Annotated in this window: 23 protein-coding genes and 1 tRNA gene; 16 read left to right on the top strand and 8 right to left on the bottom strand. The window is 69.6% G+C overall.

Annotated features, from left to right (window positions below):
* Positions 1-5: 5 nt before the first annotated feature.
* Genes trhA through DCI01S_RS12020 form a run of 4 tightly spaced genes read right to left on the bottom strand, consistent with a single transcriptional unit; the run spans position 6 to position 4,766 of the window.
* Positions 6-737, bottom strand: coding sequence for a PAQR family membrane homeostasis protein TrhA (gene trhA / locus DCI01S_RS12035; protein ID WP_174521555.1), 732 nt, complete (start codon positions 735-737; stop codon positions 6-8).
* A gap of 21 nt (positions 738-758) precedes the next feature.
* Positions 759-2,435: an AMP-binding protein gene (locus DCI01S_RS12030; protein ID WP_061229442.1), complete on the bottom strand. Its 1,677-nt coding sequence runs from the start codon at positions 2,433-2,435 to the stop codon at positions 759-761.
* On the bottom strand, positions 2,432-3,502 hold the full coding sequence (locus DCI01S_RS12025) for an acyl-CoA dehydrogenase family protein (RefSeq protein ID WP_061229441.1): 1,071 nt from the start codon (positions 3,500-3,502) through the stop codon (positions 2,432-2,434). The genes DCI01S_RS12030 and DCI01S_RS12025 overlap by 4 nt, the downstream gene beginning before the upstream one ends.
* A gap of 1 nt (position 3,503) precedes the next feature.
* Positions 3,504-4,766, bottom strand: coding sequence for an acyl-CoA dehydrogenase family protein (locus DCI01S_RS12020; protein WP_061229440.1), 1,263 nt, complete (start codon positions 4,764-4,766; stop codon positions 3,504-3,506).
* A gap of 107 nt (positions 4,767-4,873) precedes the next feature.
* Here DCI01S_RS12020 and DCI01S_RS12015 point away from each other — a divergent pair, with 107 nt between their 5' ends.
* The 12 genes from DCI01S_RS12015 to DCI01S_RS11960 all read left to right on the top strand — a co-directional run bounded on the left by DCI01S_RS12015 (position 4,874) and on the right by DCI01S_RS11960 (position 16,549).
* Positions 4,874-5,068 (top strand): ferredoxin, encoded by a 195-nt coding sequence (locus DCI01S_RS12015; RefSeq protein WP_061229450.1) that lies wholly within the window; start codon positions 4,874-4,876, stop codon positions 5,066-5,068.
* Positions 5,069-5,075: 7 nt separating this feature from the next.
* Positions 5,076-5,993, top strand: coding sequence for a 3-oxoacyl-ACP reductase (locus tag DCI01S_RS12010; RefSeq protein ID WP_061229439.1), 918 nt, complete (start codon positions 5,076-5,078; stop codon positions 5,991-5,993).
* 269 nt (positions 5,994-6,262) lie between these two features.
* Complete coding sequence (locus tag DCI01S_RS12005; RefSeq protein ID WP_061229438.1) at positions 6,263-7,027, top strand: MlaE family ABC transporter permease; 765 nt, start codon at positions 6,263-6,265, stop codon at positions 7,025-7,027.
* A 1-nt stretch (position 7,028) separates the two neighbouring features.
* Positions 7,029-7,880, top strand: coding sequence for an MlaE family ABC transporter permease (locus tag DCI01S_RS12000; protein ID WP_061229437.1), 852 nt, complete (start codon positions 7,029-7,031; stop codon positions 7,878-7,880).
* Positions 7,881-7,890: 10 nt separating this feature from the next.
* Positions 7,891-9,129, top strand: coding sequence for an MCE family protein (locus DCI01S_RS11995; protein WP_061229436.1), 1,239 nt, complete (start codon positions 7,891-7,893; stop codon positions 9,127-9,129).
* The gene (locus DCI01S_RS11990) at positions 9,126-10,181 is read left to right on the top strand and encodes an MCE family protein (protein ID WP_082767781.1); all 1,056 of its coding nucleotides are present in this window, start codon (positions 9,126-9,128) and stop codon (positions 10,179-10,181) included. Before DCI01S_RS11995 ends, DCI01S_RS11990 begins: the two co-directional genes overlap by 4 nt.
* Complete coding sequence (locus DCI01S_RS11985; protein WP_061229435.1) at positions 10,174-11,313, top strand: MCE family protein; 1,140 nt, start codon at positions 10,174-10,176, stop codon at positions 11,311-11,313. Before DCI01S_RS11990 ends, DCI01S_RS11985 begins: the two co-directional genes overlap by 8 nt.
* A gap of 29 nt (positions 11,314-11,342) precedes the next feature.
* Positions 11,343-12,575: an MCE family protein gene (locus tag DCI01S_RS11980; protein ID WP_244881719.1), complete on the top strand. Its 1,233-nt coding sequence runs from the start codon at positions 11,343-11,345 to the stop codon at positions 12,573-12,575.
* A complete protein-coding gene (locus DCI01S_RS11975) occupies positions 12,575-13,813 on the top strand; it encodes an MCE family protein (RefSeq protein ID WP_061229433.1) in 1,239 nt (412 codons plus the stop codon). Before DCI01S_RS11980 ends, DCI01S_RS11975 begins: the two co-directional genes overlap by 1 nt.
* Positions 13,810-15,228: an MCE family protein gene (locus tag DCI01S_RS11970; protein WP_061229432.1), complete on the top strand. Its 1,419-nt coding sequence runs from the start codon at positions 13,810-13,812 to the stop codon at positions 15,226-15,228. The genes DCI01S_RS11975 and DCI01S_RS11970 overlap by 4 nt, the downstream gene beginning before the upstream one ends.
* Positions 15,228-15,770, top strand: coding sequence for an Rv1363c family protein (locus tag DCI01S_RS11965; RefSeq protein WP_061229431.1), 543 nt, complete (start codon positions 15,228-15,230; stop codon positions 15,768-15,770). The genes DCI01S_RS11970 and DCI01S_RS11965 overlap by 1 nt, the downstream gene beginning before the upstream one ends.
* Positions 15,767-16,549 carry a hypothetical protein gene (locus DCI01S_RS11960; RefSeq protein ID WP_061229430.1) on the top strand — a complete coding sequence of 261 codons (783 nt, stop codon included), beginning with the start codon at positions 15,767-15,769 and terminating at the stop codon, positions 16,547-16,549. The genes DCI01S_RS11965 and DCI01S_RS11960 overlap by 4 nt, the downstream gene beginning before the upstream one ends.
* A 36-nt stretch (positions 16,550-16,585) precedes the next feature.
* Here DCI01S_RS11960 and DCI01S_RS11955 read toward each other — a convergent pair whose 3' ends face one another.
* From DCI01S_RS11955 to DCI01S_RS11945, 3 genes are all read right to left on the bottom strand, one after another.
* The gene (locus tag DCI01S_RS11955; protein WP_061229429.1) at positions 16,586-18,034 is read right to left on the bottom strand and encodes an alpha,alpha-trehalose-phosphate synthase (UDP-forming); all 1,449 of its coding nucleotides are present in this window, start codon (positions 18,032-18,034) and stop codon (positions 16,586-16,588) included.
* A 34-nt stretch (positions 18,035-18,068) separates the two neighbouring features.
* Positions 18,069-18,251 carry a hypothetical protein gene (locus DCI01S_RS11950; protein ID WP_007633643.1) on the bottom strand — a complete coding sequence of 61 codons (183 nt, stop codon included), beginning with the start codon at positions 18,249-18,251 and terminating at the stop codon, positions 18,069-18,071.
* 63 nt (positions 18,252-18,314) lie between these two features.
* The gene (locus tag DCI01S_RS11945; protein WP_063935051.1) at positions 18,315-19,697 is read right to left on the bottom strand and encodes a threonine/serine exporter family protein; all 1,383 of its coding nucleotides are present in this window, start codon (positions 19,695-19,697) and stop codon (positions 18,315-18,317) included.
* A 79-nt stretch (positions 19,698-19,776) separates the two neighbouring features.
* Between DCI01S_RS11945 and DCI01S_RS11940 the strand changes: the two genes are divergently transcribed.
* From DCI01S_RS11940 to DCI01S_RS11930, 3 genes are all read left to right on the top strand, one after another.
* Positions 19,777-19,849, top strand: a tRNA-Thr gene (locus DCI01S_RS11940).
* A gap of 166 nt (positions 19,850-20,015) precedes the next feature.
* Positions 20,016-20,390, top strand: a complete 375-nt coding sequence (locus DCI01S_RS11935; RefSeq protein WP_061229428.1) for a nuclear transport factor 2 family protein — start codon at positions 20,016-20,018, stop codon at positions 20,388-20,390.
* Positions 20,374-20,799, top strand: a complete 426-nt coding sequence (locus DCI01S_RS11930) for a nuclear transport factor 2 family protein (protein WP_232303149.1) — start codon at positions 20,374-20,376, stop codon at positions 20,797-20,799. Before DCI01S_RS11935 ends, DCI01S_RS11930 begins: the two co-directional genes overlap by 17 nt.
* A gap of 33 nt (positions 20,800-20,832) precedes the next feature.
* Here the strand turns inward: DCI01S_RS11930 and DCI01S_RS11925 are convergent, their stop codons facing one another.
* Positions 20,833-21,261, bottom strand: coding sequence for an HIT family protein (locus tag DCI01S_RS11925; RefSeq protein ID WP_061229426.1), 429 nt, complete (start codon positions 21,259-21,261; stop codon positions 20,833-20,835).
* Positions 21,262-21,384: 123 nt separating this feature from the next.
* Between DCI01S_RS11925 and DCI01S_RS11920 the strand changes: the two genes are divergently transcribed.
* Positions 21,385-22,095: TetR/AcrR family transcriptional regulator (locus tag DCI01S_RS11920; RefSeq protein WP_061916885.1), on the top strand; the 711-nt coding region annotated here is incomplete at its 3' end.

The raw sequence follows: 22,095 nt of genomic DNA, 5'->3' as shown, positions 1-22,095 counted from the left end.
GGTCATCAGCTGGTCAGGACGAACAGCAGCATCGCGGCCCAGTGGCAGGCGAACGCGATCACGGTGCACGTGTGGAACACCTCGTGGAAACCGAAGACGCCGGGGGCCGGGTCCGGTCGCTTGAGGCCGTAGACCACCGCGCCGCCGGTGTAGGCGACGCCACCGACCATCACCAGGATTATGGCGGCGAGGTTGGCGGTGATGAGGTCGCCGGCGAACCACACCGCGGTCCAGCCGAGGCCGATGTACAGGACGACGTACAGCCAGCGCGGCGCGGACAGCCAGAACAGGCGGAACAGGATCCCCAGCAGGGCGCCCGACCACACGAGTGTCAACAGGATCTGGGTGGTCGGGGGCTCGAGTGCCGCCACCGTCATGGGGGTGTACGTCCCGGCGATGAGCAGGAAGATGTTGGAGTGGTCCAGACGGCGCATCAGGGCCGCGGCGCGTGGCCCCCAGTTCACCCGGTGGTACAGGGCCGAGATCCCGAACAGCAGGGTCGAGGTCGCCAGGAACACGGCGCAGGCCCAGGTCAGCGCGGTCCCCTCGGCGAGCACGGTGAGCACGACGCCCAGCGCGATCGCCACGGGCAGGGTGCCGGCGTGGATCCACCCCCGCAGCAGCGGTTTGGGCGGGACGGGCGCGGAGATGCCGAAGTCGTCGTCGGCGGCGACGGCATCGTCATTGATGCCGTCGCCGGCGGGATTCTGCAGGTCGGGGTTCACGGCGTGGTCCACACGCCAAACCTACCGACGACCTCACCCGGGGGTGAAGGCCCCTCCGCCGTCGGCGCGGACCCAGACCCTGTCCCCGGCCGATTCGGCGCCCAGCGAGCTGAGGTCGCGGGCCCGGAACTTGAAGCTGGCCGTCCGTGGCAGCGCGGCGGTCATCCGGAGCAGCGACGGCCACTGTTTGGGCCCGAGGTCGGGTTGGGCGGCGAGGAAATCGCCGAATCCGTCGGCCAGGGCCGAGGCGTCTGCACCCTCGCGTGGCACCACGGCCGCGGCGACGGCGTCGCCGATCACGGCCGGGCCGCGCACCGTCTCCGCCGGCACGGCGTACACGCCGACCTCGGCCACATCGGGGTGACGGCGCAGTACGCGTTCGATCGGTGCCGCCGCCAGGTTCTCCCCGTCCACGCGCATCCAGCCACCGGACCGGCCCGCGAAGTAGACCCACCCCTCGTCGTCGACGTACGCGAGGTCACCGGAGTGGAACCGGCCGCCGCGCATCCTCTCGGCGTCGGCGGCGGGGTCGCCGTAGTACCCGAAGAACAGGCCCGGCCCGTCGGCGACCATCTCACCCACGGACTCGTCGGCGTTGAGCAGGACACCGGCGTCGTCGAAGCGGGCGCGGGGGCACTCGTCGCCGGACTCCGGGTCGACGATCCGCACCCCGTCCGGCAGTGGGCCGAGCGCGGCGTCGGGGGTCCCGGGCGTACGGGTGACGGAGATGCCGCCCTCGCTGGAGCCGAACCCGTCCACCACGGTGACGCCGAAGCGCCGGGCGAACTCGCGGCGCACGTCGGCCGGGGCCTCGTTGCCGTAGACCACGAGCATCGGGTTGTCGGCGTCGTCGGGGCGCTCGGGGGTGGCCAGGATGTAGGACAGTGGTGCGCCGACGTAGTTGGCGAAGGTGCATCCGTGTCGCCGGACGTCGTCGAGCCAGTTGGAGGCGGAGAAGCGACGCCGCAGGGCGATCGAGCATCCGGAGTACAGGGCGATCGGCCACGCCACCATCACGGCGTTGGAGTGGAACAGCGGCATCGCGCTGTACACGCAGTCGTCCGCGCCGATCCCGAACCTCTCGGCGAGCATGCGGCCGGGCACGGAGATCTTGCTCTGCGTGATCCGGACGGCCTTGGGGTCGCCGCTCGTGCCCGAGGTGAACACCAGCGCGACGAGGTCGTCGGGGCCGGCTGGCACGTCCGCCACCTCGGGGAGCGCCGCGCCGGCATGCCGGCCCAGCAGCGCGGTCCACTCGGGGGAGTCGACGGAGACCACGGGCACGCCGGGGTCGAGCCCGTCCAGCAGTGCGGCGTTGTCGGTGTCCGTGAGGATGAGCGCGCAGTCGGCGAGGGCCGCGTCGCGGATCAGGGCCTCGCCGCGCCGCGTGGGGTTGAGCCCGGCCACGACGAGCTCCGAGCATGCCGCCGCGCCGAGCAGGTGGAGGTACTCGGGCGTGCCGGCCAGGAGGAGGCCGACGTGGGGACGTGCCGGTGGTGACGACGACGACGATGACGACGACGAGGTCATCAGTTCCCGTAGCGCCGCGATCCGCACGGCCACCGCACCGACGGCCTCCGACCAGGGCGTGAGCCGACCCTCGGACCAGATTCCGCGGTCGCCGACGGCGCGCAGGGCGTGCACCGCGTCGGCGACGGAGGTGAACGGCTGGGCGGCGACCTCCGCGATCGTCTTCACCGCGCCGCTCACGCCGAGTACTCCCAGGGGTCGCCCGCGGTGGCCAGCAGGTCGCCCAGGTCGAGCAGTTGCCGGGTGGCGCCGCCGAGGCGGAACTCGCCGGCCTTCGCGGCGAGGAAGTAGCGGTGGGCGGGCTCGGAGCGGTCCAGCCCGACGCCTCCGTGGACGTGCACGGTGGTGTGGGCGAGGCGGTGGCCGGCGTCGCAGGCCCAGAAGTGGGCGGAGGCCACCGCCGCGTGTGCGGTCGGGCCGGGGTCGCCGCTACAGGCGTCGAGTTCGTAGGCGGCGCGCAGGGTGCTCAACCGGACGGCGTCGACGTCGATGGACCCGTCCGCCAGGCGGGCGGCGACAGCCTGGAACGTGCCGATGGGGCGACCGAACTGGTGGCGGGTGCTCGAGTACGCGGCGGTGCGCTCGAGCGCGGCCTCGATCACGCCCCACTGGTGGGCGGCAAGGTGGACGCGGCGGCGCAGGGCATCGAACTCGAGCGCCCCGGCGGCGAGCGCGGTGGGGTCACCGGGGTCATCGGTGACGAGCCCGCTGCACGAGTAGTCGACGGGGACCGTGCGTTCCACGGTGACCGCCGCGCCGTCCGCCACGTGTAGGCCGTCGGCCGAAGGCCGGACGATCACATCGGCGATCGGCGCCCAGTCCACCTCCGGTGCGGAGCCGGACCATCCGTCGGCGACAGCGGCGATCTCGCGCCCCTCCGCCACGGCGGTGGCGCGGTCGGTCTGCCCGGCCGCCTCGAGCAGGTGGGCCGCGCGTATCGCGGGGGACAGGGGGACCGGGGCGACGACCCGGCCCAACTCGCGTAGGACCAGGGCCTCGCCGATCACCCCCAGTCCGGCGCCGCCGAGCGACTCCGGGGCGAGGGCGGCCGGGACGCCGGCCCGGGCCAGTTCCTCCCAGTAGCGGGCGTGGAACCGGGCGGTGTCGCGGTCGGTTCCGCCGGATTCGGTGCCGGGGCCGAACCGGGCGTCGAGCTCGCGCAGCGACTCGTCGGTGACCAGACGCTCGCCCATGTCGCGGACGAGGGCGGTGAGTTCGGAGGTCGTGTCGTCGACGGAGAAGTCCATGTCAGAGCTCCTTCCGGGGTCCGGCGCCGGTGGCAGCGGGGGAGACCCGGGGCGCCGGTGGCAGACCCAGGCCGGCGGTGGCGATGATGTCGCGCTGGACCTCGTTGGTGCCGCCGCCGAAGGTGAGGATGAGCGCCGAGCGGTGGAGCCGCTCGATGCGCCCGTGCAGGGCGGCGGTGGGGGAGTGGGCGCGCTGATAACCGCTCGATCCGAGCACCTCCATGAGCAGGCGGTAGGCCTCGCAGGCCGTCTCCGTCCCGTACACCTTGGTCGCCGACGCGGCGATGCGCGTGGGCGCGGCGGTGTCGGCGGAGACGATCTCCCAGTTGCGCAGCGCCAGGTACTCGGCCATCGCGTGGACGCGGGCCAGGTGGGCGCGGACCCATTCGATCTCGATCACCGGACCGTCGCCCGGCAGACCCACGTCCGCGCCGGGCGTCGTGCGTGCCCAGGCCACCACCCGCCGCAGCGAGGCCTGAAGCGGCCCGGCGGAGGTGAGGGCGACGCGCTCGTGGTTGAGCTGGTTGGTCATGAGCGGCCAGCCGCCGTGCTCGGGGCCCACGAGGTTGCTCGCGGGGACGACCACGTCCTGGTAGTAGGTGGCGCTGGTGTCCGGGCCGGCCATCGTGTGCACGGGGGTCCAGGAGAAACCCTCGGCATCGGTGGGTACGACGATCATCGAGATGCCCTTGTGGCGCGGAGCGTCCGGATCCGTGCGCGCGGCCAGCCAGATCCAGTCGGCGTAGGCCACCAGGGACGTCCACATCTTCTGGCCGTTGATCCGGTAGACATCCTGCCCCTCGAACCCGCCGGTGCCGGGCTCGCGCACCGCGCGCGTGCGGAGGGAGGCCAGGTCGGTTCCGGAGTCGGGCTCGGAGTAGCCGATACCGAAGTGCAGTTCGCCGCGGCTGATCCGGGGCAGGAAGTAGTTCTTCTGCCCGTCCGAGCCGAACGCCATGATGGTCGGCGCGACGGAGTTGATGGTCAGGAACGGGACCGGCACGCCGGCGATCGCGGCCTCGTCGGTGAAGATGAGCTGGTCGATCATCGGCCGGTTTTTCCCACCGAACTCCTCGGGCCACCCGAGCGTGAGCCAGCCGTCGCGGCCCATCTCCGCCACGATCTCGCGGTACGCGTCGCCGTGTCCGTACTCGCCGGTGGTGGAGGTGAAGGCCTCGCGCCGCTCAGGCGTCATGAGCGCGGCGAAGTACTCGCGCAGCTCTCCGCGCAGACGCTCCTGGTCGGTGGTGTAGGTGATGTCCATATGCCCTAAGCTCATCGGTGAGTGGAACACGTTCTAGTGGCGTGACTCACATAGTATCCAACCATCTCGCGGCCATGGTGGCCGTGGGTGCGACCGAGGAGGACGGCATGAGGATCGAAGTCGATCCCGACCGCTGTGAAGGACAGGCCGTGTGTGTCGGCCTGGCGCCCAAGGTGTTCGAGCTGGGCGACGACGACGAGATCGTCCGCGTGGTCGTGGACGAGGTGCCCGCCGAGCTCGAGAAGCGGGCCCGCAAGGCAGTGGAGAAGTGCCCGATGGCGGCACTCGAGATCAAGGAGTGACATCACTATGACGCAGCAGTCCCTGGATGCCGATCTGTCGCTGGACGGGCGGGTCGCCGTCGTGACCGGGTCGGGCTCCGGTCTCGGTGCCGCGGAGGCGGTCGAGCTGGCCCGTTCCGGCGCGGCGGCGGTCGTCATCAACGACGTCCGGTCCTCCGAGGCCACGGACTCGGTGATCGCGGACATCGAGGCCGCCGGCGCCAGGGCGGAGCTCGTCGTGGGCGACGTCTCCGAGCGGGAGACCGCGGACGCGATGGTGGCGGCCGCGCTCGGGATGGGCGGGCTGCACGTCGTGGTGAACAACGCGGGCATCACCCGCGACAAGATGCTGTTCAACATGTCGGACGAGGATTTCGACGCGGTGATAAGGGTGCACCTGCGCGGGCACTTCCTACTGACCCGTAACGCAGCCGCCCACTGGCGGGCCGAGAGCAAGAAGGCGGAGGGGCCCGTCTTCGGGCGACTGGTCAACACCTCGTCCGAGGCCGGGCTCTTCGGCCCTCCCGGGCAGGCGAACTACGGTGCGGCCAAGGCGGGTATCACGGCCCTGACCCTGTCCGCGGCCCGGGTGCTCGAACGCATCGGGTGCACGGCCAACGCGATCGCTCCGCGCGGCCGCACCGGCATGACCGAGGGTGTATTCGAGGCGTGGGACGAGTCCGAGGGGCCGGACCCGCTCTCCCCGGATCGTGTCGCCGACCTCGTGTCGTACCTGGCGTCGCCGGCGGCGGCACAGGTCAACGGCCAGCTGTTCGTGGTATATGGCGGCATGGTGGCCCTCGTCGAGGCGCCCGTGGTCGAGAAGCGGTTCGACGCCGCCGGCGGTGTGTGGGATCGCCGCGGGTTCGCCGATGCGGTCTCCGGGCACTGGTCAGACCGCCCGGAGGGGAAGTCCTTCTCCGCCGCGGAGATCATGAGGCTCTGACCCGGGCCCCGTCCTGTGTGACGTCCCCGGTGTGGTCGCGAGTTGACCGCACCGGGGACGACTCGAGCGCCCCACCTGCCGTGTTAGATTCCCCGGACACCGCAGGCGGGGCCTCCGGACGGGGGTGGGGGGAAGCCCTTGCCAGATAGAACGCGTTCTAGATATCGTGTAACCGCGATCACACAGAAATGGTCACTTGTTCAGCGGATCGGCTCTCGTGACCCGGTGTCGCGTGGTCCGCAGGGAAGACAGACGGGAGGGGGGCACCAATGGCGAGAGTCCTCGATGCTCCGCTCAAAGGCGTCGGCGAGTTCTTCGCCATGACCCTCGACACGTTCGTCTCCTTCCCCTCGATCGTCCGTCAGGGCCGCGAGTTCATCGAGCAGTCCTGGTTCATCGCTCGCGTGTCGACCATGGCCACCGTGCTCGTGGCCATCCCGTTCACGGTCCTGGTGAGCTTCACCCTCAACATCCTGCTGCGTGAGATCGGCGCGGCCGACCTGTCGGGAGCCGGCGCCGCGCTGGGTGCCGTCACCCAGGTCGGGCCGATGGTCACCGTTCTCATCGTCGCGGGCGCGGGCGCGACCGCCATCTGTGCCGACCTCGGCGCGCGCACCATCCGCGAGGAGATCGACGCGATGGAGGTGCTGGGGATCGACCCGGTCAAGCGGCTCGTCGTGCCGCGAGTGGCGGCCTCGACGTTCGTCGCGCTGTTGCTCAACGGACTGGTGTGCACGATCGGCATCCTCGGTGGATTCCTGTTCTCCGTGCTGCTGCAGGGGGTCAACCCGGGCGCGTTCGTCAACGGCATCACCCTGCTGACCGGGCTCGGCGAGCTGATCCTCGCCCAGATCAAGGCCGGCGTGTTCGGGCTGCTGGCGGGGCTCGTCGCCTGCTACAAGGGGCTTTACGTCCGCGGCGGGCCGAAGGAGGTCGGCAGCGCGGTCAACGAGACCGTCGTCTTCGCCTTCATGTGCCTGTTCGTGGTCAACACCGTCATCACCGCTGTCGGCGTCAAGGTCCTGGGGGCGTGACATGGCGGTGATCGAGACCGCCCGGTTCCCGCGCCTGTCACGGGCCCGGAACTCCGCGGTCAAGAGCTTCGACGATTTCGGCGACCACGCGCTGTTCTTCTGGCGCGCGCTGGTGGCGACGCCGCGCGCGCTGACCCAGTACCCCAAGGAGACGCTCCGGCTCATCGCCGAGATCGCCATGGGGACAGGGGCACTGGCCATGATCGGCGGCACCGTCGTCATCGTCGCCTTCCTCACCCTGGCCACCGGCGGCGTGATCGCCGTCCAGGGCTTCTCCTCGCTCACCGACGTCGGCGTCGAGGCCCTCACCGGCTTCTTCGCCGCCTTCATCAACGTCCGCATCGCGGCGCCGGTGATCGCGGGGATCGGCCTGGCGGCCACCATCGGCGCCGGGGCCACGGCCCAGCTCGGCGCCATGCGCGTGTCGGAGGAGATCGACGCGCTGGAGGTCATGGCGATCGACTCGATCACCTACCTGGTCTCCACCCGCATCGTCGCCGGGATGATCGCCGTGGTGCCGCTCTACTCGCTCGCGGTGATCGCCTCGTTCATCGCCAGCCGGTTCGCCACCGTCAACATCTACGGGCAGTCCGGCGGCGTCTACGACCATTATTTCGCGACGTTCCTCATCCCGACGGACATCCTGTGGTCCTTCGTCCAGGCCATCGCGATGGCCATCACGATCATGCTCATCCACACCTACTACGGGTACAACGCCGCGGGCGGCCCCGCGGGCGTCGGCTCGGCGGTCGGTAACGCCGTCCGCACGTCGCTCATCGCCGTCGTCACCGTGACCCTCCTCGTCTCGCTCGCCATCTACGGCGGGGACGGCAACTTCAATCTGTCGGGATAGGAGAGACGATATGGCGAGGACGGTGAGTCGGAGCGACACGACGCCCCGGCGGATCGCCGGTGCGGGACTGGCGCTCGTCATCGTCGTGGTGGTTGCGCTGTCACTGCTGTTGTTCGTCCGGGCATTCGACAGCCGCGTGCCGCTGACGGTGCGCAGCGACCGCGCGGGACTGGTCATGGAGGCCGACGCCAAGGTCCGCTCCCGCGGCGTGGAGATCGGCAACGTCACCCGGATCACGCAGGAGTTCGACGGGGCGACCCTCGAGATCGAGGTGGACCCGGCCGCGCTCGAGGCTATCCCCTCCAACTCCCCGGTCACCATCGGGTCCAACACGATCTTCGGCGCCAAGTCCGTCGACTTCGAGCCCCCGGCCGACCCCGCCCCGACCCACCTCGAGAAGGGCACCGTGGTGCAGACCACCAGCGTCACCACCGAGGTCAACACCATGTTCGAGGAGCTGACCGACACCCTCACGGCGATCGAGCCCGAGAAGCTCAACGCCACCCTCGGTGCGATCTCGGGCGGCCTCGACGGGCGAGGTGACCAGATCGGCCAGACCATCACCGAACTCAACGAGTACCTGGACGAGATCAACCCGCAGATCGAGACCCTGCAGCGGGACCTGTCCAAGGGCTCGCGCGTGGCCCACCTGTACGCGGACGTCACGCCGGACGTCGTGCGGGTCCTCGACTCGGGCACCGACGTGAGCACAAACATCCTGGCCAACCAGGCCCGCTTCGAGGCACTTCTGGCCTCCGCGATCGGCACCGGTGAGACAGGCAAGCGACTGCTGGCGGAGAACGGCGACGAGCTGGTAAAGACGCTGGCCGACCTGCGTGCGTCCACCAGCCTGCTGGCCGAGTACTCGCCCATGCTCACCTGCCTCATCGTGGGGCTCAACCAGGGGGTCGCCGGCGCTGGGCAGGCGTTCGGCGCGACCAACCAGTCCGGACTCGCGTTCCGGGCCGGGTTCCAGCAGGGCGTCAAGGCGTACGAGTACCCCAAGGACCTGCCCAAGGTGAACGCCAGTACCGGGCCCAACTGCTACGGGCTGCCGTTCCCGGACTCGGCGACGCACGCCCCGTTCGTGGTCACCGACACCGGTACCAACGTCATGGAGGGCCAGCCCAACGTGTTCACCTCCCGAGACAAGCCGCTGATGGGCCCGCTGCCGGAGCCGCAGCCGGGCGTCCCCGCGCCGCCGACGCTGCTGCAGCTCATGCTCGGCATGGACGGAGGTAACCCGTGAGCGCCGCCCGCGCCGCCGCGCGCGAGCTGAAAGCGACCACCGTCAAGCTCGGGATTTTCGCCACGGTCATGATCCTGGTCCTGGTGGGCCTGATCGTGGTGTTCAGCGAATACCGCTCGGGCGATTTCGAGCGCTACAACGCCCACTTCGCCGACGTCTCGGGCCTGGAGTCCGGGGACAAGGTTCGCATCGCCGGTATCGAGGTGGGGCAGGTCCGCGGGATCGACCTCGAGGAGGCCAACACCGCGAACGTGTCGTTCACTGTGGCCGGCAACCAGGTGGTCCACCAGAGCACCGAGGCCGTGGTGCGGTACGAGAACCTCACCGGCGACCGCTACCTCGAGCTCAAGCGCGGCGAGGGCCTGCAGACCCCGCTCGAGCCCGGCGGGACCATCCCGCTGGACCAGACCGCCCCCGCACTCGACCTGGACGCCCTGCTCGGCGGCTTCCGCCCGCTGTTCAAGGCACTCGACCCGGCCCAGGTCAACCAGCTCTCGGAGTCGATCGTCAAGGTGTTCCAGGGGGAGGCCGGGACCGTCCAGGACCTGCTGGCCGCGACGTCGTCGCTCACCCAGACCCTCGCCGACCGCGACCAGCTCATCGGGGACGTGATCACCAACCTCACGTCCGTGCTCACGACCGTGTCCGAGAACCAGGAGAACGTGGACTCCATCGTCGACGATCTGCAGCAGCTCGTCTCCGGGCTGGCCACCAACTCGGAGCCGCTCGCCGAGTCAGTGTCCAGGCTCAACGACTCGAGCGCCAATATGACCACCCTCCTGTCGGACGTGCGGCCCTCCCTCAAGCAGGACATCGCCCAGGTCGACCGCGTGGCCACGCTGATCAACGACGACGAGGAGTTCGTCGAGGGCGTCATCAACCGGCTGCCGTCCGACTTCGAGAAGATGAGCCGCCTCGGCGTCTACGGCAGCTTTTTCCAGTTCTACCTCTGTGGCGTGATCGTCGAGTTCACCAACCCGGTCACGGGCAAGAGCTCGTTCATGCCGCAGTATGAGCAGAAGACGGGACGGTGTGCGTTCCCCGATGAGTAAGAACAAGGACAACAAGCCACCCCGGGGGCAGCTGCGCTTCCGCGACCGCGATCCCAAGGCCATCGGCGTGTGGGGCGTGGCGGGCGTGGTGGTTCTCATGGCCGTCTCGCTGAACTACGACCGCATCCCGTACATCAACGGCATGCACGGGGCCACCGCCTACGTGGCCGACGCCGCCGGGCTCAACACCGGCGACGAGGTCCAGGTGGCCGGGATGAAGGTCGGCAGCGTCCGCAAGATCCAGCTCGACGGCGACAAGGTGCGTGTGCATTTCGACATCAGCACCAAGGTCGACCTGGGGACCGACACCTCGGCCCAGATCAAGACCGACTCGATCCTCGGCCGCCGGGCCCTGGCCGTGTTCTCCGACGGGCGCGGCGAGCTCGCCGACCGCACCATCCCGCTCGACAGGACCTCGGTGCCGTACTCGCTGACCTCTGCGTTGGGGGACCTCAGCGACACGGTCGAGGCCATGGACACCGACTCCGTCCAGGAGGCTCTCGACGTGCTGTCCGAGACCATGGAGCAGTCCTCACCGGAGGTCGCCGGCGCGATCGAAGGCATCACCCGGCTGTCGCAGTCGCTCAACAAGCGCGACGAGGCGGTGTTGGACCTGCTGGACAAGGCGGCCGGGACCACGGACGTGCTGGGCCGCCGCAACGAGCAGATCAACCAGCTGATGGTGGACGGCAACACCCTGTTCACCGCGCTCGACCTGCGCAAGCGGGCGTTGAACGAGCTGGTGACCAACATCGACACGCTCGCCCAGCAGCTGTCCGGCGTCGTCCAGGACAACGAGGCGCAGCTCGGACCCGCGCTCGACAAGCTCGAGCGGGTCTCCGACCTGCTCATCCGCAACCGGGAGGACATCGACCTGGGCCTGCGTCGGATCGTGCCGTACTCCACGGCGCTCGGCGAGGCGGTCGCCTCCGGCCCGTGGTTCAACGCGTACGTGGTCAACCTCTCGCTTGGGCACTACCAGCAGACGCTCGTGCGTGACCTCATGCCGCTCATCGACGACCGTGTCCAGCCCGAGCCCGGGCTGGTCCGCGAGCCCACGATGCCCGGTGTCCCGGAGGCGACCCTGCTGGACGAGTTCCCCGGGTGGGGCGAAGGGAATATTCCGGGATGAGACGACTCCTTTCTCCGACTGTCCCCAAGGTGATCGCGCTGATCGCCGTGGTGGCCCTGGTCGCCGGCGGGGTGTGGTGGTTCTCCTCGCGCACCAAGACCATCACCGCGTTCTTCCCCACCACGCAGGGGGTCTACAAGGACGACACGGTCCGGGTGCTCGGGGTGCGCGTCGGCACGATCTCCGACATCACCACCGAGGACGGCATGTCGCGGGTGACCATGAAGGTGGACGAGAACGTGGCCGTCCCGGAGGACGCCAATGCGCTGCTCGTGGCGCAGTCCCTCGTCGCCGAACGGTTCATCCAGCTCACGCCTGCGTACACCGGCGGGGCCGAGATGCCGGACGACGGGGTCATCCCCATCGAGCGGACGGCCGTTCCGGTCGAGTGGGACGGCGTCAAGGAGCAGCTCATGAAGCTCTCCACGGCGCTGAGCCCGGAGAAGGGCGAGAAGACCGGCCCGCTCGGCGACTTCGTGGACTCGGCGGACTCCATGTTCGAGGGCAACGGTGCCGAGATCCGCGACGCGCTGTCCGAGGTCTCGCGGACCATGTCGCTCATGTCCGACGGGCGGGAGAACCTTTTCACCACCCTGAAGAACCTGCAGTTGTTCGTCACCGCGCTCTCGCAGAGCGAGGAGCAGATCGTCTCCTTCGGTGGGAAGCTCGCCAGCGTCTCGGAGGTGCTGAGCGGCCAGACCGAGCAGATCGACGCCGCGCTGCGCGACCTCGACCTGGCGATCATGGACATCAACCGGTTCCTCGAGAACAACGGCGACCGCCTGTCGGTGGGCGTGGACAAGCTGGGCCAGGCCACCAAGGTGGTCCGCGACCGCCGCGCCGATGTGGAGGGCATGCTGCACGTGGCGCCCACCGCGATGTCGAACTTCTACAACATCTACCGGCCGTACCAGGGGACGCTGCACGGGATCCTGGCCATGAACCAGATGGCCAACCCGGCCAACTTCCTCTGCGGCGCGATCGCCGGCCTTGACAACAACACGTCGGAGTCCGACGCCGCACTGTGCGCGCAGTACATGGCGCCACTGTTTAACTCGCTGACCTCCAACTACCCGTACGGTCAGGTGACCCCGCCCATCACCCCGACCGCGGAGCCGGATCAGATCATCCAGGCGCAGCGTCCGGGCACCCAGACCCCGCCCGGCGTACAGCCGCCCTCGGCGCAGCCGGATCCGCTGGTCAACGTGGTCAACAAGGGTGACAACCTCACCGACACCCTGCTTCCGACGGGAGGTGCGTGATGGCCGAGGCGACTTCCCGCGACCGCGCGCAGCGGAACGGGCCGCGGCGTTCCCGGCTGCTGGTCGGCGGCGCGCTCGGCGCGGCCGTCCTGCTGGCCGGGACCGGCTGTACCTGGAACGGGCTCAACTCACTGCCCCTGCCCGGGGCGCAGGGCCACGGAGACGGGGCCTACCAGGTCACCATCGAGATGCCCGACGTCACCACGATCACGCGTAACTCGCCGGTGCGCGTCAACGACGTCAACGTGGGCTCGATCAGCCACATGGAGGTCGAGGACTACACGGCGATCGTCACGGTGACCCTGAACGGGGACGTGCGGCTGCCGGCCAACGCCCACGCCAAGATCGGGCAGACCAGCCTCCTCGGCTCGCAGCATCTCGAGCTGTTCCCACCGCCGGACGGAGGGGCGGAGGGCACGCTCGCGGACGGTGACGTGATCCCGATCGAGCGGGCGGGCGTCTACCCGACCACGGAGCAGACCCTCTCGGCCCTGTCGGTGGTGCTCACCGACGGCGGCCTGGCCCAGTTCTCGACCATCTCCGAGGAGCTCAACACCGCCCTCGACGGACGGCAGGTGGAGGCCAAGGAGGTCATCGGTCAGCTGGAGACCACCGTCAGCGGTCTCGACGACCAGCGGGCCGACATCATCGCGGCCATGGAGGGCCTGGACCGCCTGGCCCGGCAGATCGACGAGCAGAACGACACTCTGGCCAAGGCGCTCTCGCAGATGCCCGCCGCGCTCGAGCTCATCAACGACCAGAAACAGGAGCTCACCACGGCCCTGGTGTCGCTGGGCGATTTCGGCCACAAGGCCAACCAGATCATCGATGCCGGCGGCGGGCAGAACCTCGTCGCGAATCTGGAGGACCTCGTCCCGGTCCTCGAGGCACTGGCCAACTCCGGGCGTGACCTCACCCAGGTGCTGAGCACGCTCATCACGTTCCCGTTCCCGCAGTCGGGCATCGACAACTTCCTGCGGGGCGACTACGCCAACCTGTACATCCACGCCGACATGTCGATGCCGCGTCTGAGCGAGACGCTGCTGCTGGGTACCGAGTTCGGTAACCGCATGGCGGGCCTGGAGGGCTACGTGGGACTGGCGCCCGGCTCGTCGATGGAGCCGGACCCGTTCGCGCTGGACGTCGCACCGGCCGAACCCGCCGAGCCGCCGGCCGGCGAGGCACCCGCGCCCGCGCCGGACCAGTCCCCGGCACCGACCGAGGAGGCCCCCCGATGACGCGACTGGTCAAGATCCAGCTGACGGTCTTCGCCGTGGTGACGGTCGTGGCGCTCACCGTGATGGCCGTGGTCTACCTGCAGCTGCCGCGGGCGCTCGGCTGGAAGCGCACCGAAGTGGCGCTGGAGATGCCGGACACCGGCGGGCTGTACGAGAACGCCAACGTCGCCTACCTGGGCAACACGATCGGCCGGGTGGACTCGGTGACGCTCAAGCCGGGCATGGTGATGGCGAAGCTCCACTTCGACTCGCGGGCCGATGTGCCCGAGAACGTCCGCGCCGAGATCCGCAGCGTCTCGGCGGTGGGGGAGCAGTTCGTCGAGTTCGTCCCCGAGGGGGCCCCCGAGGGCCGGCTCGCCGACGGCACGGTGCTCGGCGAGGACAGGGTGGACATGCCGCAGGGCATCGGCCCGGTGCTCGACCAGGCGACGGTGCTCATGGCGTCGATCGATGACGCCAAGATGCGCCGGGTGATCTCGGAGTCGTTCGACGCGTTCAACGGGTCGGCGCGCGACCTGCAACAGTTCCTGGATTCCGCCCAGCTCCTGCTGGAGGAGGCCAGGACGAACGAGGACGTGACGCGCAGGCTCATCGCCGACGCCGAGCCGGTACTCGACTCGCAGCTGGAGTCCGCGGATTCGATCCGAGCGTGGACCCGCAACGTCGCGGACATCACGGACCAGCTGCGGGGGAACGAGCCCCAGCTGACCTCGATCATCCAGCGGGGACCCGACGCACTGGGCCGGGCCACCAAACTGCTCAACGACCTCCAGCCCACTCTGCCCGTGCTGGTGGCGAACCTGGTGAGCGTCGGCGAGGTGGGCGTGGTCTACAACCGCTCGATCGAGCAGCTGCTGGTGATCTACCCGGCGCTGGTGTCGGCGCTGCTCACCGCCATCGACGGGGCCAGGGACACCGGGCAGATCAAGGTTGACTTCAACCTGCAGATCAACGAGCCCCCTCCGTGCACCACGGGGTTCCTGCCCGCCGAGGACCGGCGCAGCCCGGCGGATCTCACGGTGCCGGCGCAGATCAACGGGATCTACTGCAAGATCGCCAAGGACTCCACCATGACCGTCCGTGGTGCGCGCAACCTGCCATGCATGGAGTTCCCGGGCCGCACCGGCGCCTCCCCTGAGGAGTGCCGGGCGGACGACTTCGTCCCCCAGGGCATCAACCCGCCGAACACCAGTGAGGTGGGACCGCCCGGGGACAATCCGAACGCCTGGAACGTGGTGCCGTCGGGCGCCACCGCAGGTCAGGAGGGGACCACCTCGGCGGCCGTGTACGACCCGTCTACGGGCGAGTACGTTGGCGCGGACGGCGCCGCGTACCGTCAGCTGGACCTGGGCGCCGACAGTCGGCTCGACAAGGACGCCGACCTGGCCGCCATGATGACGAATGGAGTCGCGTAGTGCCACAACCAGACCAGGCCTCCACCGACGGTGGGAGGGCCGGGCTGATCACGGCTGCGGTGATCGCCGCGATCTGCCTGGTCCTGGCGCTCGTCGCCACTGGTTTGTGGCTCGGCGAGCGCAACCAGGCGTCGGACGTCCGGGCGGACCGGGCCTCGCAGGCCGAGCTCGATGCCGCGTACCAGGACACGGCCGTCAACGTCATGACCAAGCTGATGACCATCCGGCAGGAGACCCTGTCGGAGGACGTCGACGAGATCGTGGGCCTCATCGAGGGCGACTTCTCGGAGCAGTTCGCCCCGCGCCGCGACTCGTATGAGGACGTGGTGACCACCACCAAGGTCGTCGCCGACGGCGTGGTGACGGCGGCGGCGGTCGAGCACTCCTACCCCGACCGGGCCGAGGTGATCATGGCCATCGACCAGACCATCGGCAATCCGAAGTCCGACGAGGACCAGGACCGCCAGTACCGCGTCCGCGTGACCGTCAACCGGCACGACGACGGCACGATGAAGGTGTCGGGGGTGAACTTCATCCCATGAGCAGCCCGAACTCCGACGTGCGCGCCGCCCGCCGCGCCCAGCGTGAAGCCGAACGCGCCGCGCGCGCCCAGCGCAAGGCCGACGCCGCGCGGGAACGCGCACTCGAAGCCGCCCGCGCCGGCGGTCTCTTCGAGGGGATGTCGGCCATGCCCCGGACCGAGACCTCCGAGGCCGTCGACACTTCTGGGTACACCGGGTCCGCCGGGTCGGCCGAGGACTCGGGAGCCACCGGGGCCGCCCCTGCACCGGCCGCCGCCCGGACCCCGCTCGACCCGGCCCGCCGGCGCACCCTGATCACGGCCCTGTCGGTGGTGTCGGTCCTCCTCGTCGTCGTCGCCGGTCTCGCGAGCTGGCAGTACGTCGAGGCGCGTGAGGCCACGGCCACCGAACAGCGGATCGCGGACGCGCCCCGCGCGGCCACCGACGCGGCGCGCGAGATCACCACCCAGATGTTCACCTACGACCACCGGACGGTCGACGCCGACCTCGCCGCCGTGCGCGACCGGCTCGCTGACCCGGCCCTGACCGAGTTCGTCGAACAATCCATGCCGACCGTCGCCTCGGCCGCCAAGCAGCAGGAGGCCACCGTCTACGCGACCGTCGCCGCCGCGGCCCCGCAGGAGGTCGTGGACGCCGATCACGTCACCGTGCTGGTCATGCTCAACCGCATGGTCTCCACCAAGGAGAACCCCGAGGCCGCGAGCTCGGCGTCGCGGCTGAGCGTGGCCATGGAGCGTCAGGACGGGACGTGGAAGCTCGCCGAACTCGAGGCACTGTAGAGGCCTCGCGGCCGGCACGACGGCCGCGGCGGGAGGCTAGTCGCCGGACGTCGCGTCGAGCGTCTGGAAGAAGCGGCGGGCCCACGCGTGGACGTCATTGCCCAACACCTGGCGACGCAGGGTGCGCATGCGGCGGCGACGCTCCTCGGCGGAGTCGTTCACCGCGGTCATGATGGCGTCCTTGACGCCGTCGAGGTCGTGCGGATTGCACAGGTACGCCTGGCGCAGCTCCGCGGCCGCCCCGGCGAACTCGCTCAGGACCAACGCGCCGTCGCCGTCCGTGCACGAGGCCACGTACTCCTTGGCCACCAGATTCATGCCGTCGCGCACCGGCGTCACCAGCATGACGTCGGCGGCCGCGTAGAACGCCGTCAGTTCCGACTTCGGCACCGGCCGGTGGATGTACGTCACCACCGGGTGCCCGATCTCGCCGAACGACCCGTTGATGCGGCCGACCGACTCCTCGATCCGTGACCGCATGATCTGGTACTGCTCGACGCGCTCGCGGCTCGGCGTGGCCAACTGGAGCAGGGTCACGTCCGAGGGCTCCAGGCGGCCCTCCTCGAACAGCTCCTCCAGCGCACGCAGGCGCACGTTGATGCCCTTGGTGTAGTCCAGCCGGTCGACGCCCAGCATCAGCACGCGCGGAGACCCCAACTCCTCGCGCAGGCGGGAGGCACGGTCGCGGGTCTCGCGGCTGCGCGCGGAGGCGTCGACGGACGCGGAGTCGATGGAGATCGGGAAGGCGCCGACCCGCACCATACGGTCTCCGACCCGGATCTCGGAGGCACGGCCCCGGGCGGAGCGCAGCCGCACGGAGGGATGGCCGCGCAGCCGGCTGGCGAGGATCCGGAAGTTGTCCGCCCCGCCGGACAGGTGGAAACCGACCAGGTCGGCGCCCAGCATGCCCTCGACGAGTTCGGTTCGCCACGGCAACTGCATGAACAGCTCGACGGGCGGGAACGGGATGTGGAGGAAGAACCCGATGGTCAGGTCGGGGCGGAGCTCACGCAGCAGCGCGGGCACCAGTAGCAACTGGTAATCCTGCACCCAGACCGTGGCGCCCTCGGCGGCGGCCTCGGCCGTGGCCTCGGCGAAGCGCGTGTTGACCTCGCGGTAGGCGTTCCACCACTCGCGGTGGTACTCGGGCGGCACCACGACGTCGTGGAACAGCGGCCACAGCGTGGCGTTCGAGAAGCCCTCGTAGTAGAGCTCGACGTCACGCGCGGACAGTGTGACCGAGTGGAGACGGATGCCGTCCGCGTCGAACGGCTCGGGGGAGACGTCCGGGACACCGGGCCACCCGACCCAGGCGCCGTCGTTGGCCTTGAGGATCGACTCGAGCGCCGTGACGAGGCCGCCGGGGCTGGCCTTCCAGTGCTCGGTGCCGTCCCGATCGATGACGAGGTCCACGGGGAGGCGGTTGGCGACGACGACGAAGTCGGCTCCCGCTCCGGTCGACGTCTGCCCGGTACCGCTCGTCATCCGTGTGCCCTCGTCTCGAGTCGTCGTGTTCTGCCTACTCCGCGTCGGCCGTCACCTGCGGCTCCGGGCCGATCCCCAGCATGTCGAGGAGCATCCGGCACTCGTCCGCGTCGGCCGAGTACGAGGCCACGACCCGGCGGGCCTGATCGGCCGTCTCGTCGGCGACCGGCTCCAGATCGTCGAGTTCGGGTTCCTTGCTGGCGGCGGCGGATGCCATCGATGTCCTCCTGGGGTCGGTGGGGGACGCCGGGTGGCGGCGTCGTCCGCGGCCGATTCTACGTCACTGGTCGGCGGCGGCCGACCGACGCAGATTGCGGGTGACCCACTCACCGAACACGATCCCGGCGGCCAACGCCACCGCTATCGCCAACGCCTGGAACATCAGCCCCAGGCCGATACCCGTCTGATCGCTCGTCAGCGCGGACAGGCCGCGGTACACCGACAGACCCGGCAAGAACGGGGTGATGCCGGCGATGGTGACGACCAGCGGCGGGACGGTCGCGATACGGGCGAGAATTCCGCCGAACAGACCCATGAAGCAGGCGGCGAGTGCCGACCCCACGACCACACCCAGGCCGGTGGCGATGACGCCCTGGTAGATGAGCATGCCCATCGCCCCGACTGCTGCGGCGAGCCAGGTCGCGCGCACCGTCGCGTAGCTGGCCACGGCGAACCCGGCGGCGCCCACACCGGCGGCCAGCACCGCCACGTGGACAGCGGCGTTGCCGGCGATGGCCGGATCGATCGGGGGAGGGGACATACCCAGGCGGTCGAATGCCGCGAGCGCGATCGTGATCCCGCCGAGGACCCCTCCGGTCATGACCATCGTCTCGACCCCTCGCCCGGCGGAGGTCACGGGGAACCCGGTGATGGCGTCCTCGATCGCGCCGACGAGGGTCAGGCCGGCGAGCAACACGATGATCCCCGCCGCCACCAGCTGGGACGGTTGGACCTCGATGAAGTTGTCGCTCAGGGCCGCATACCCGGCCAACGCCCACCCCGCGGCGATGAACCCGCCCACGACCTGTTGGAAGAAGGACGGGAGCCGGTGGCCGTCCAGGAACCGGTTGGCGTACATGAGGGCGAACGTCGAGACCATCGAGATGAGCCCCGCCAGCGGGCTGCCCCCGAGCTGGATGACGACCGCGCAGCCGAGCATCGCCCATCCCAGCACGGCGACCCGGAACGAGTGTGGGTGCGGCGAGGCGACGATCTTGTCGACCTCCGCCGTGGCCTGGTCGACGGTGAGCTGGCGGCGCACGATGAGGTCGATCAGCCGCGACACGCGGGTCACCCGCGTCATGTCGACGGTCCGGTAGTTGACCACGCGGATCACCGAGATCGGTGGCCTACCGCGGCGGCGGTTGACGCCGATGGTCAGCGACGTGAAGGTGACCTCGACCGTGGCCCCGGGCAGACCGAAGGCGGCCGCCACCGACTCGGCCTGGGCGACGGTGTCCGCGGCGCCCTCACCGGACGAGAGCAGGATCCCGCCGATCTCGAGCGCGAGGTTGAGCACGTCGGTGACCGCGCCGTCGTCGTCGAGGTCGACCGGCGCCATGGGGGACAGGGGCGGCTCGACCGCCAGATCCATGGTGGATTTGCGCAGATTCAGCCACGCCAGCGGGCGGGTGAACGGTGCGGGTGCGTCGCGGGTCTCCACGATGCACACCGTAGTCAAGAGCCCCCACGGTGGCCGGGTTAGGATGTGTGCCGGGTCCCGCGACGGCGCGGTGACCCGTGCTGGAGTGGCGCAATTGGTAGCGCACCCGACTTGTAATCGGGCGGTTGCGAGTTCAAGTCTCGTCTCCAGCTCTCGAGCCCGTCCCGGCAGCCCGGTCGGATGCAGAGGACACGCCAAGGTTGTGGCCGCGGAATGCCGGCCCCGGGCGAGAATTCGCAGATCAGTGGACAACGTCAGCGTGTTAACGCCGGTGAGTAGAATGTTCTCAAATTCCGCCGCCAGGAAGACGCCGCCGAGATGACTGAGTCCGCCACAGATACCGCCATCGCATGGATGGCCGCCCTCGCCGCCGGTGACGCCGAGCGGACCATCGCATTGTCGTCCCCTTCGATCGTCTACACGACGGGCCAGGTCAGACGCTACGTCGGTCACGACGGAATCCACGACATCGTGTCCGATCTGGCGCGGCTTGGAGGCTTCCTCACGATCGGGGTGGAGGGGGAGGTCCTGGAATCCGAGGGTGTGGTCGCGCTTCGTCGGATCGAGCGGTTCACGCTGCCCAGCGGGGGGATCGAGATCCGTGGGTGTTCCTTCGTGGAGGTGGAGGACGGGGTGGTCACGCGATGGGCGGACTACAAGAGTATGGAGACGATCGATGCCGTCATCGGATGACGGGGTGGGGGCCGGCACGGGCGGGCGACGGCCACGCTACGGGTGCCCCGGGGAGGTGGCGAAGGCGCTGGTCGAGGCGGCGTTCTCCGGCGACTTCGAGGCCGCCAGGGCATGCTGCGCTCCTGATCTCGTCCTGACGATGGAGGGAATCCAGACTGTTCACGGACACCAGGGCCTGAGACACGTGATGGAGTTCAACGCCGAGGTCTCCCGGGACGTCGGTGTCGATATCCACCACGTCCTCGGTTCAGGGAACACCGCGGCGATCAACCGGACCACCCATCTCACGATCGGTGGTAAGCGGATCCACCTCGAGGTCGGGTCGTTCTTCGTCGTTCGTGACGGTCTTGTCGCGGAGTGGACCGACTACCAGGACATGCGGGTCGTCACGCGAGCTCTGGGGCATTGAGTCGGGGTCGGTGACCCGGTCCGGAAATACGGGTCAGTCCCCGGGGACGAACTGCCCGTAACCGAGATCCCGCAATGACTGTCGGAGGGTCGCGGCCGCCGCGTCGGCCTCCTCGGCCGGTGTGTCGGGATTCGCGAGCGACAGGTCGAAACCCGACATGTCGTTGGCGGGGAAAACGTGGATGTGGGTGTGGGGTACCTCGAAGCCGGCGATGAGGTAGCCGGCCCGCTTCGCCCCGAAGCCGGAGAGGACCGCCTTGCCGACGGCCTGCGCGACCTCGTTGAGGCGCGTGAGGAGTGCGGGCTCGAGATCCGTCCACCGATCGACCTCCGCCCGCGGGACGACGAGGGTGTGGCCCGGTGCGACCGGCGCGATGGTGAGGAACGCCACCACATCGGGGTCCTGCCACACGAAACGACCCGGTAGTTCACCGGCGATGATCTTGCTGAAAACCGTCGACATGTCACCAGACTACGGATTCGTCTCGGCGCTTTGCGGTGGATGAGTGGTAACAAGTGATCTAATAGAGTGTCCGCCGTTCGTCGGACGGCATCGGGCCCTCTACTCACGCGAAGGAGCATCGACATGGTCGAGGCAAGTGTTGCGCCAGCAGAGGGCGCGGTGAAGAAGAAGGCCTATCACCACGGCGACCTCCGCAACGCCATCATCCAGGAGGCCATCGCGCGGGCCCGGGTCTCAGGAGAGAAGGCGATCGTCCTCCGCGAGATCGCGCCGCACATCGGCGTGTCCGCGACCGCCGCGTACCGGCACTTCGCCAACCGGCAGCAGCTCGTCGAGGAGGTCGCCTCCCGCGGGTTCGTCGAGATGATCGAGCGTGTCGAGGCCGCGGCGGCCGCCGCTAGAGCGGGTGACGAGGCCGGGACCGTCCGCGCGTCGTATCTCGAGCTGCGCTGCGCCGCGCTCGCGGTGGTCGAGTTCTCGACCGAGGAACCGGCGTGGGCGCGGACCATGATGGAGAACCTGGGCACCTCCGAGGTCGTCCGGGCCCGGGCCGACGACATCAACGCGGTCCTGCAGTCCCTCATCGACCGGGGCGTCGAGGCGGGCACGTTCGTGGGCGGCACCGTCGTGAACGACGAACTGTCGCTCTGGGCCGCGATCGACGGGCTGAGCGCGCAGGCGATGTACGGCATCAGGTCCATGAGCACGCCGTCGGCCGCGAGCGCGTCGGCGCGCACGATCGACCTGTGCCTGACGGATCTCCTCACCGAGGAGGGGCTGCGGGTCCGCGACGAGGTGTCGGAACCCGGCGATATCACCGCCGACGCGGAGGGC

Source organism: Dietzia cinnamea NBRC 102147, from assembly GCF_001571065.1.
Lineage (GTDB): Bacteria > Actinomycetota > Actinomycetes > Mycobacteriales > Mycobacteriaceae > Dietzia > Dietzia cinnamea.
The sequence above is the reverse complement of the archived record's forward strand: the minus strand, read 5'-3'. Positions and strand labels throughout refer to the sequence as shown.

Excerpts from the sequence above, each read along its gene's own strand:
- DCI01S_RS12025 (WP_061229441.1), bottom strand. The coding sequence starts at position 3,502 with ATGGACTTCTCCGTCGACGACACGACCTCCGAACTCACCGCCCTCGTC.
- DCI01S_RS12020 (WP_061229440.1), bottom strand. The coding sequence starts at position 4,766 with ATGGACATCACCTACACCACCGACCAGGAGCGTCTGCGCGGAGAGCTG.
- DCI01S_RS12015 (WP_061229450.1), top strand. The coding sequence starts at position 4,874 with ATGAGGATCGAAGTCGATCCCGACCGCTGTGAAGGACAGGCCGTGTGT.
- DCI01S_RS12010 (WP_061229439.1), top strand. The coding sequence starts at position 5,076 with ATGACGCAGCAGTCCCTGGATGCCGATCTGTCGCTGGACGGGCGGGTC.
- DCI01S_RS12005 (WP_061229438.1), top strand. The coding sequence starts at position 6,263 with ATGGCGAGAGTCCTCGATGCTCCGCTCAAAGGCGTCGGCGAGTTCTTC.
- DCI01S_RS12000 (WP_061229437.1), top strand. The coding sequence starts at position 7,029 with ATGGCGGTGATCGAGACCGCCCGGTTCCCGCGCCTGTCACGGGCCCGG.
- DCI01S_RS11995 (WP_061229436.1), top strand. The coding sequence starts at position 7,891 with ATGGCGAGGACGGTGAGTCGGAGCGACACGACGCCCCGGCGGATCGCC.
- DCI01S_RS11985 (WP_061229435.1), top strand. The coding sequence starts at position 10,174 with ATGAGTAAGAACAAGGACAACAAGCCACCCCGGGGGCAGCTGCGCTTC.
- DCI01S_RS11975 (WP_061229433.1), top strand. The coding sequence starts at position 12,575 with ATGGCCGAGGCGACTTCCCGCGACCGCGCGCAGCGGAACGGGCCGCGG.
- DCI01S_RS11970 (WP_061229432.1), top strand. The coding sequence starts at position 13,810 with ATGACGCGACTGGTCAAGATCCAGCTGACGGTCTTCGCCGTGGTGACG.
- DCI01S_RS11960 (WP_061229430.1), top strand. The coding sequence starts at position 15,767 with ATGAGCAGCCCGAACTCCGACGTGCGCGCCGCCCGCCGCGCCCAGCGT.
- DCI01S_RS11955 (WP_061229429.1), bottom strand. The coding sequence starts at position 18,034 with ATGACGAGCGGTACCGGGCAGACGTCGACCGGAGCGGGAGCCGACTTC.
- DCI01S_RS11950 (WP_007633643.1), bottom strand. The coding sequence starts at position 18,251 with ATGGCATCCGCCGCCGCCAGCAAGGAACCCGAACTCGACGATCTGGAG.
- DCI01S_RS11935 (WP_061229428.1), top strand. The coding sequence starts at position 20,016 with ATGACTGAGTCCGCCACAGATACCGCCATCGCATGGATGGCCGCCCTC.
- DCI01S_RS11930 (WP_232303149.1), top strand. The coding sequence starts at position 20,374 with ATGCCGTCATCGGATGACGGGGTGGGGGCCGGCACGGGCGGGCGACGG.
- DCI01S_RS11925 (WP_061229426.1), bottom strand. The coding sequence starts at position 21,261 with ATGTCGACGGTTTTCAGCAAGATCATCGCCGGTGAACTACCGGGTCGT.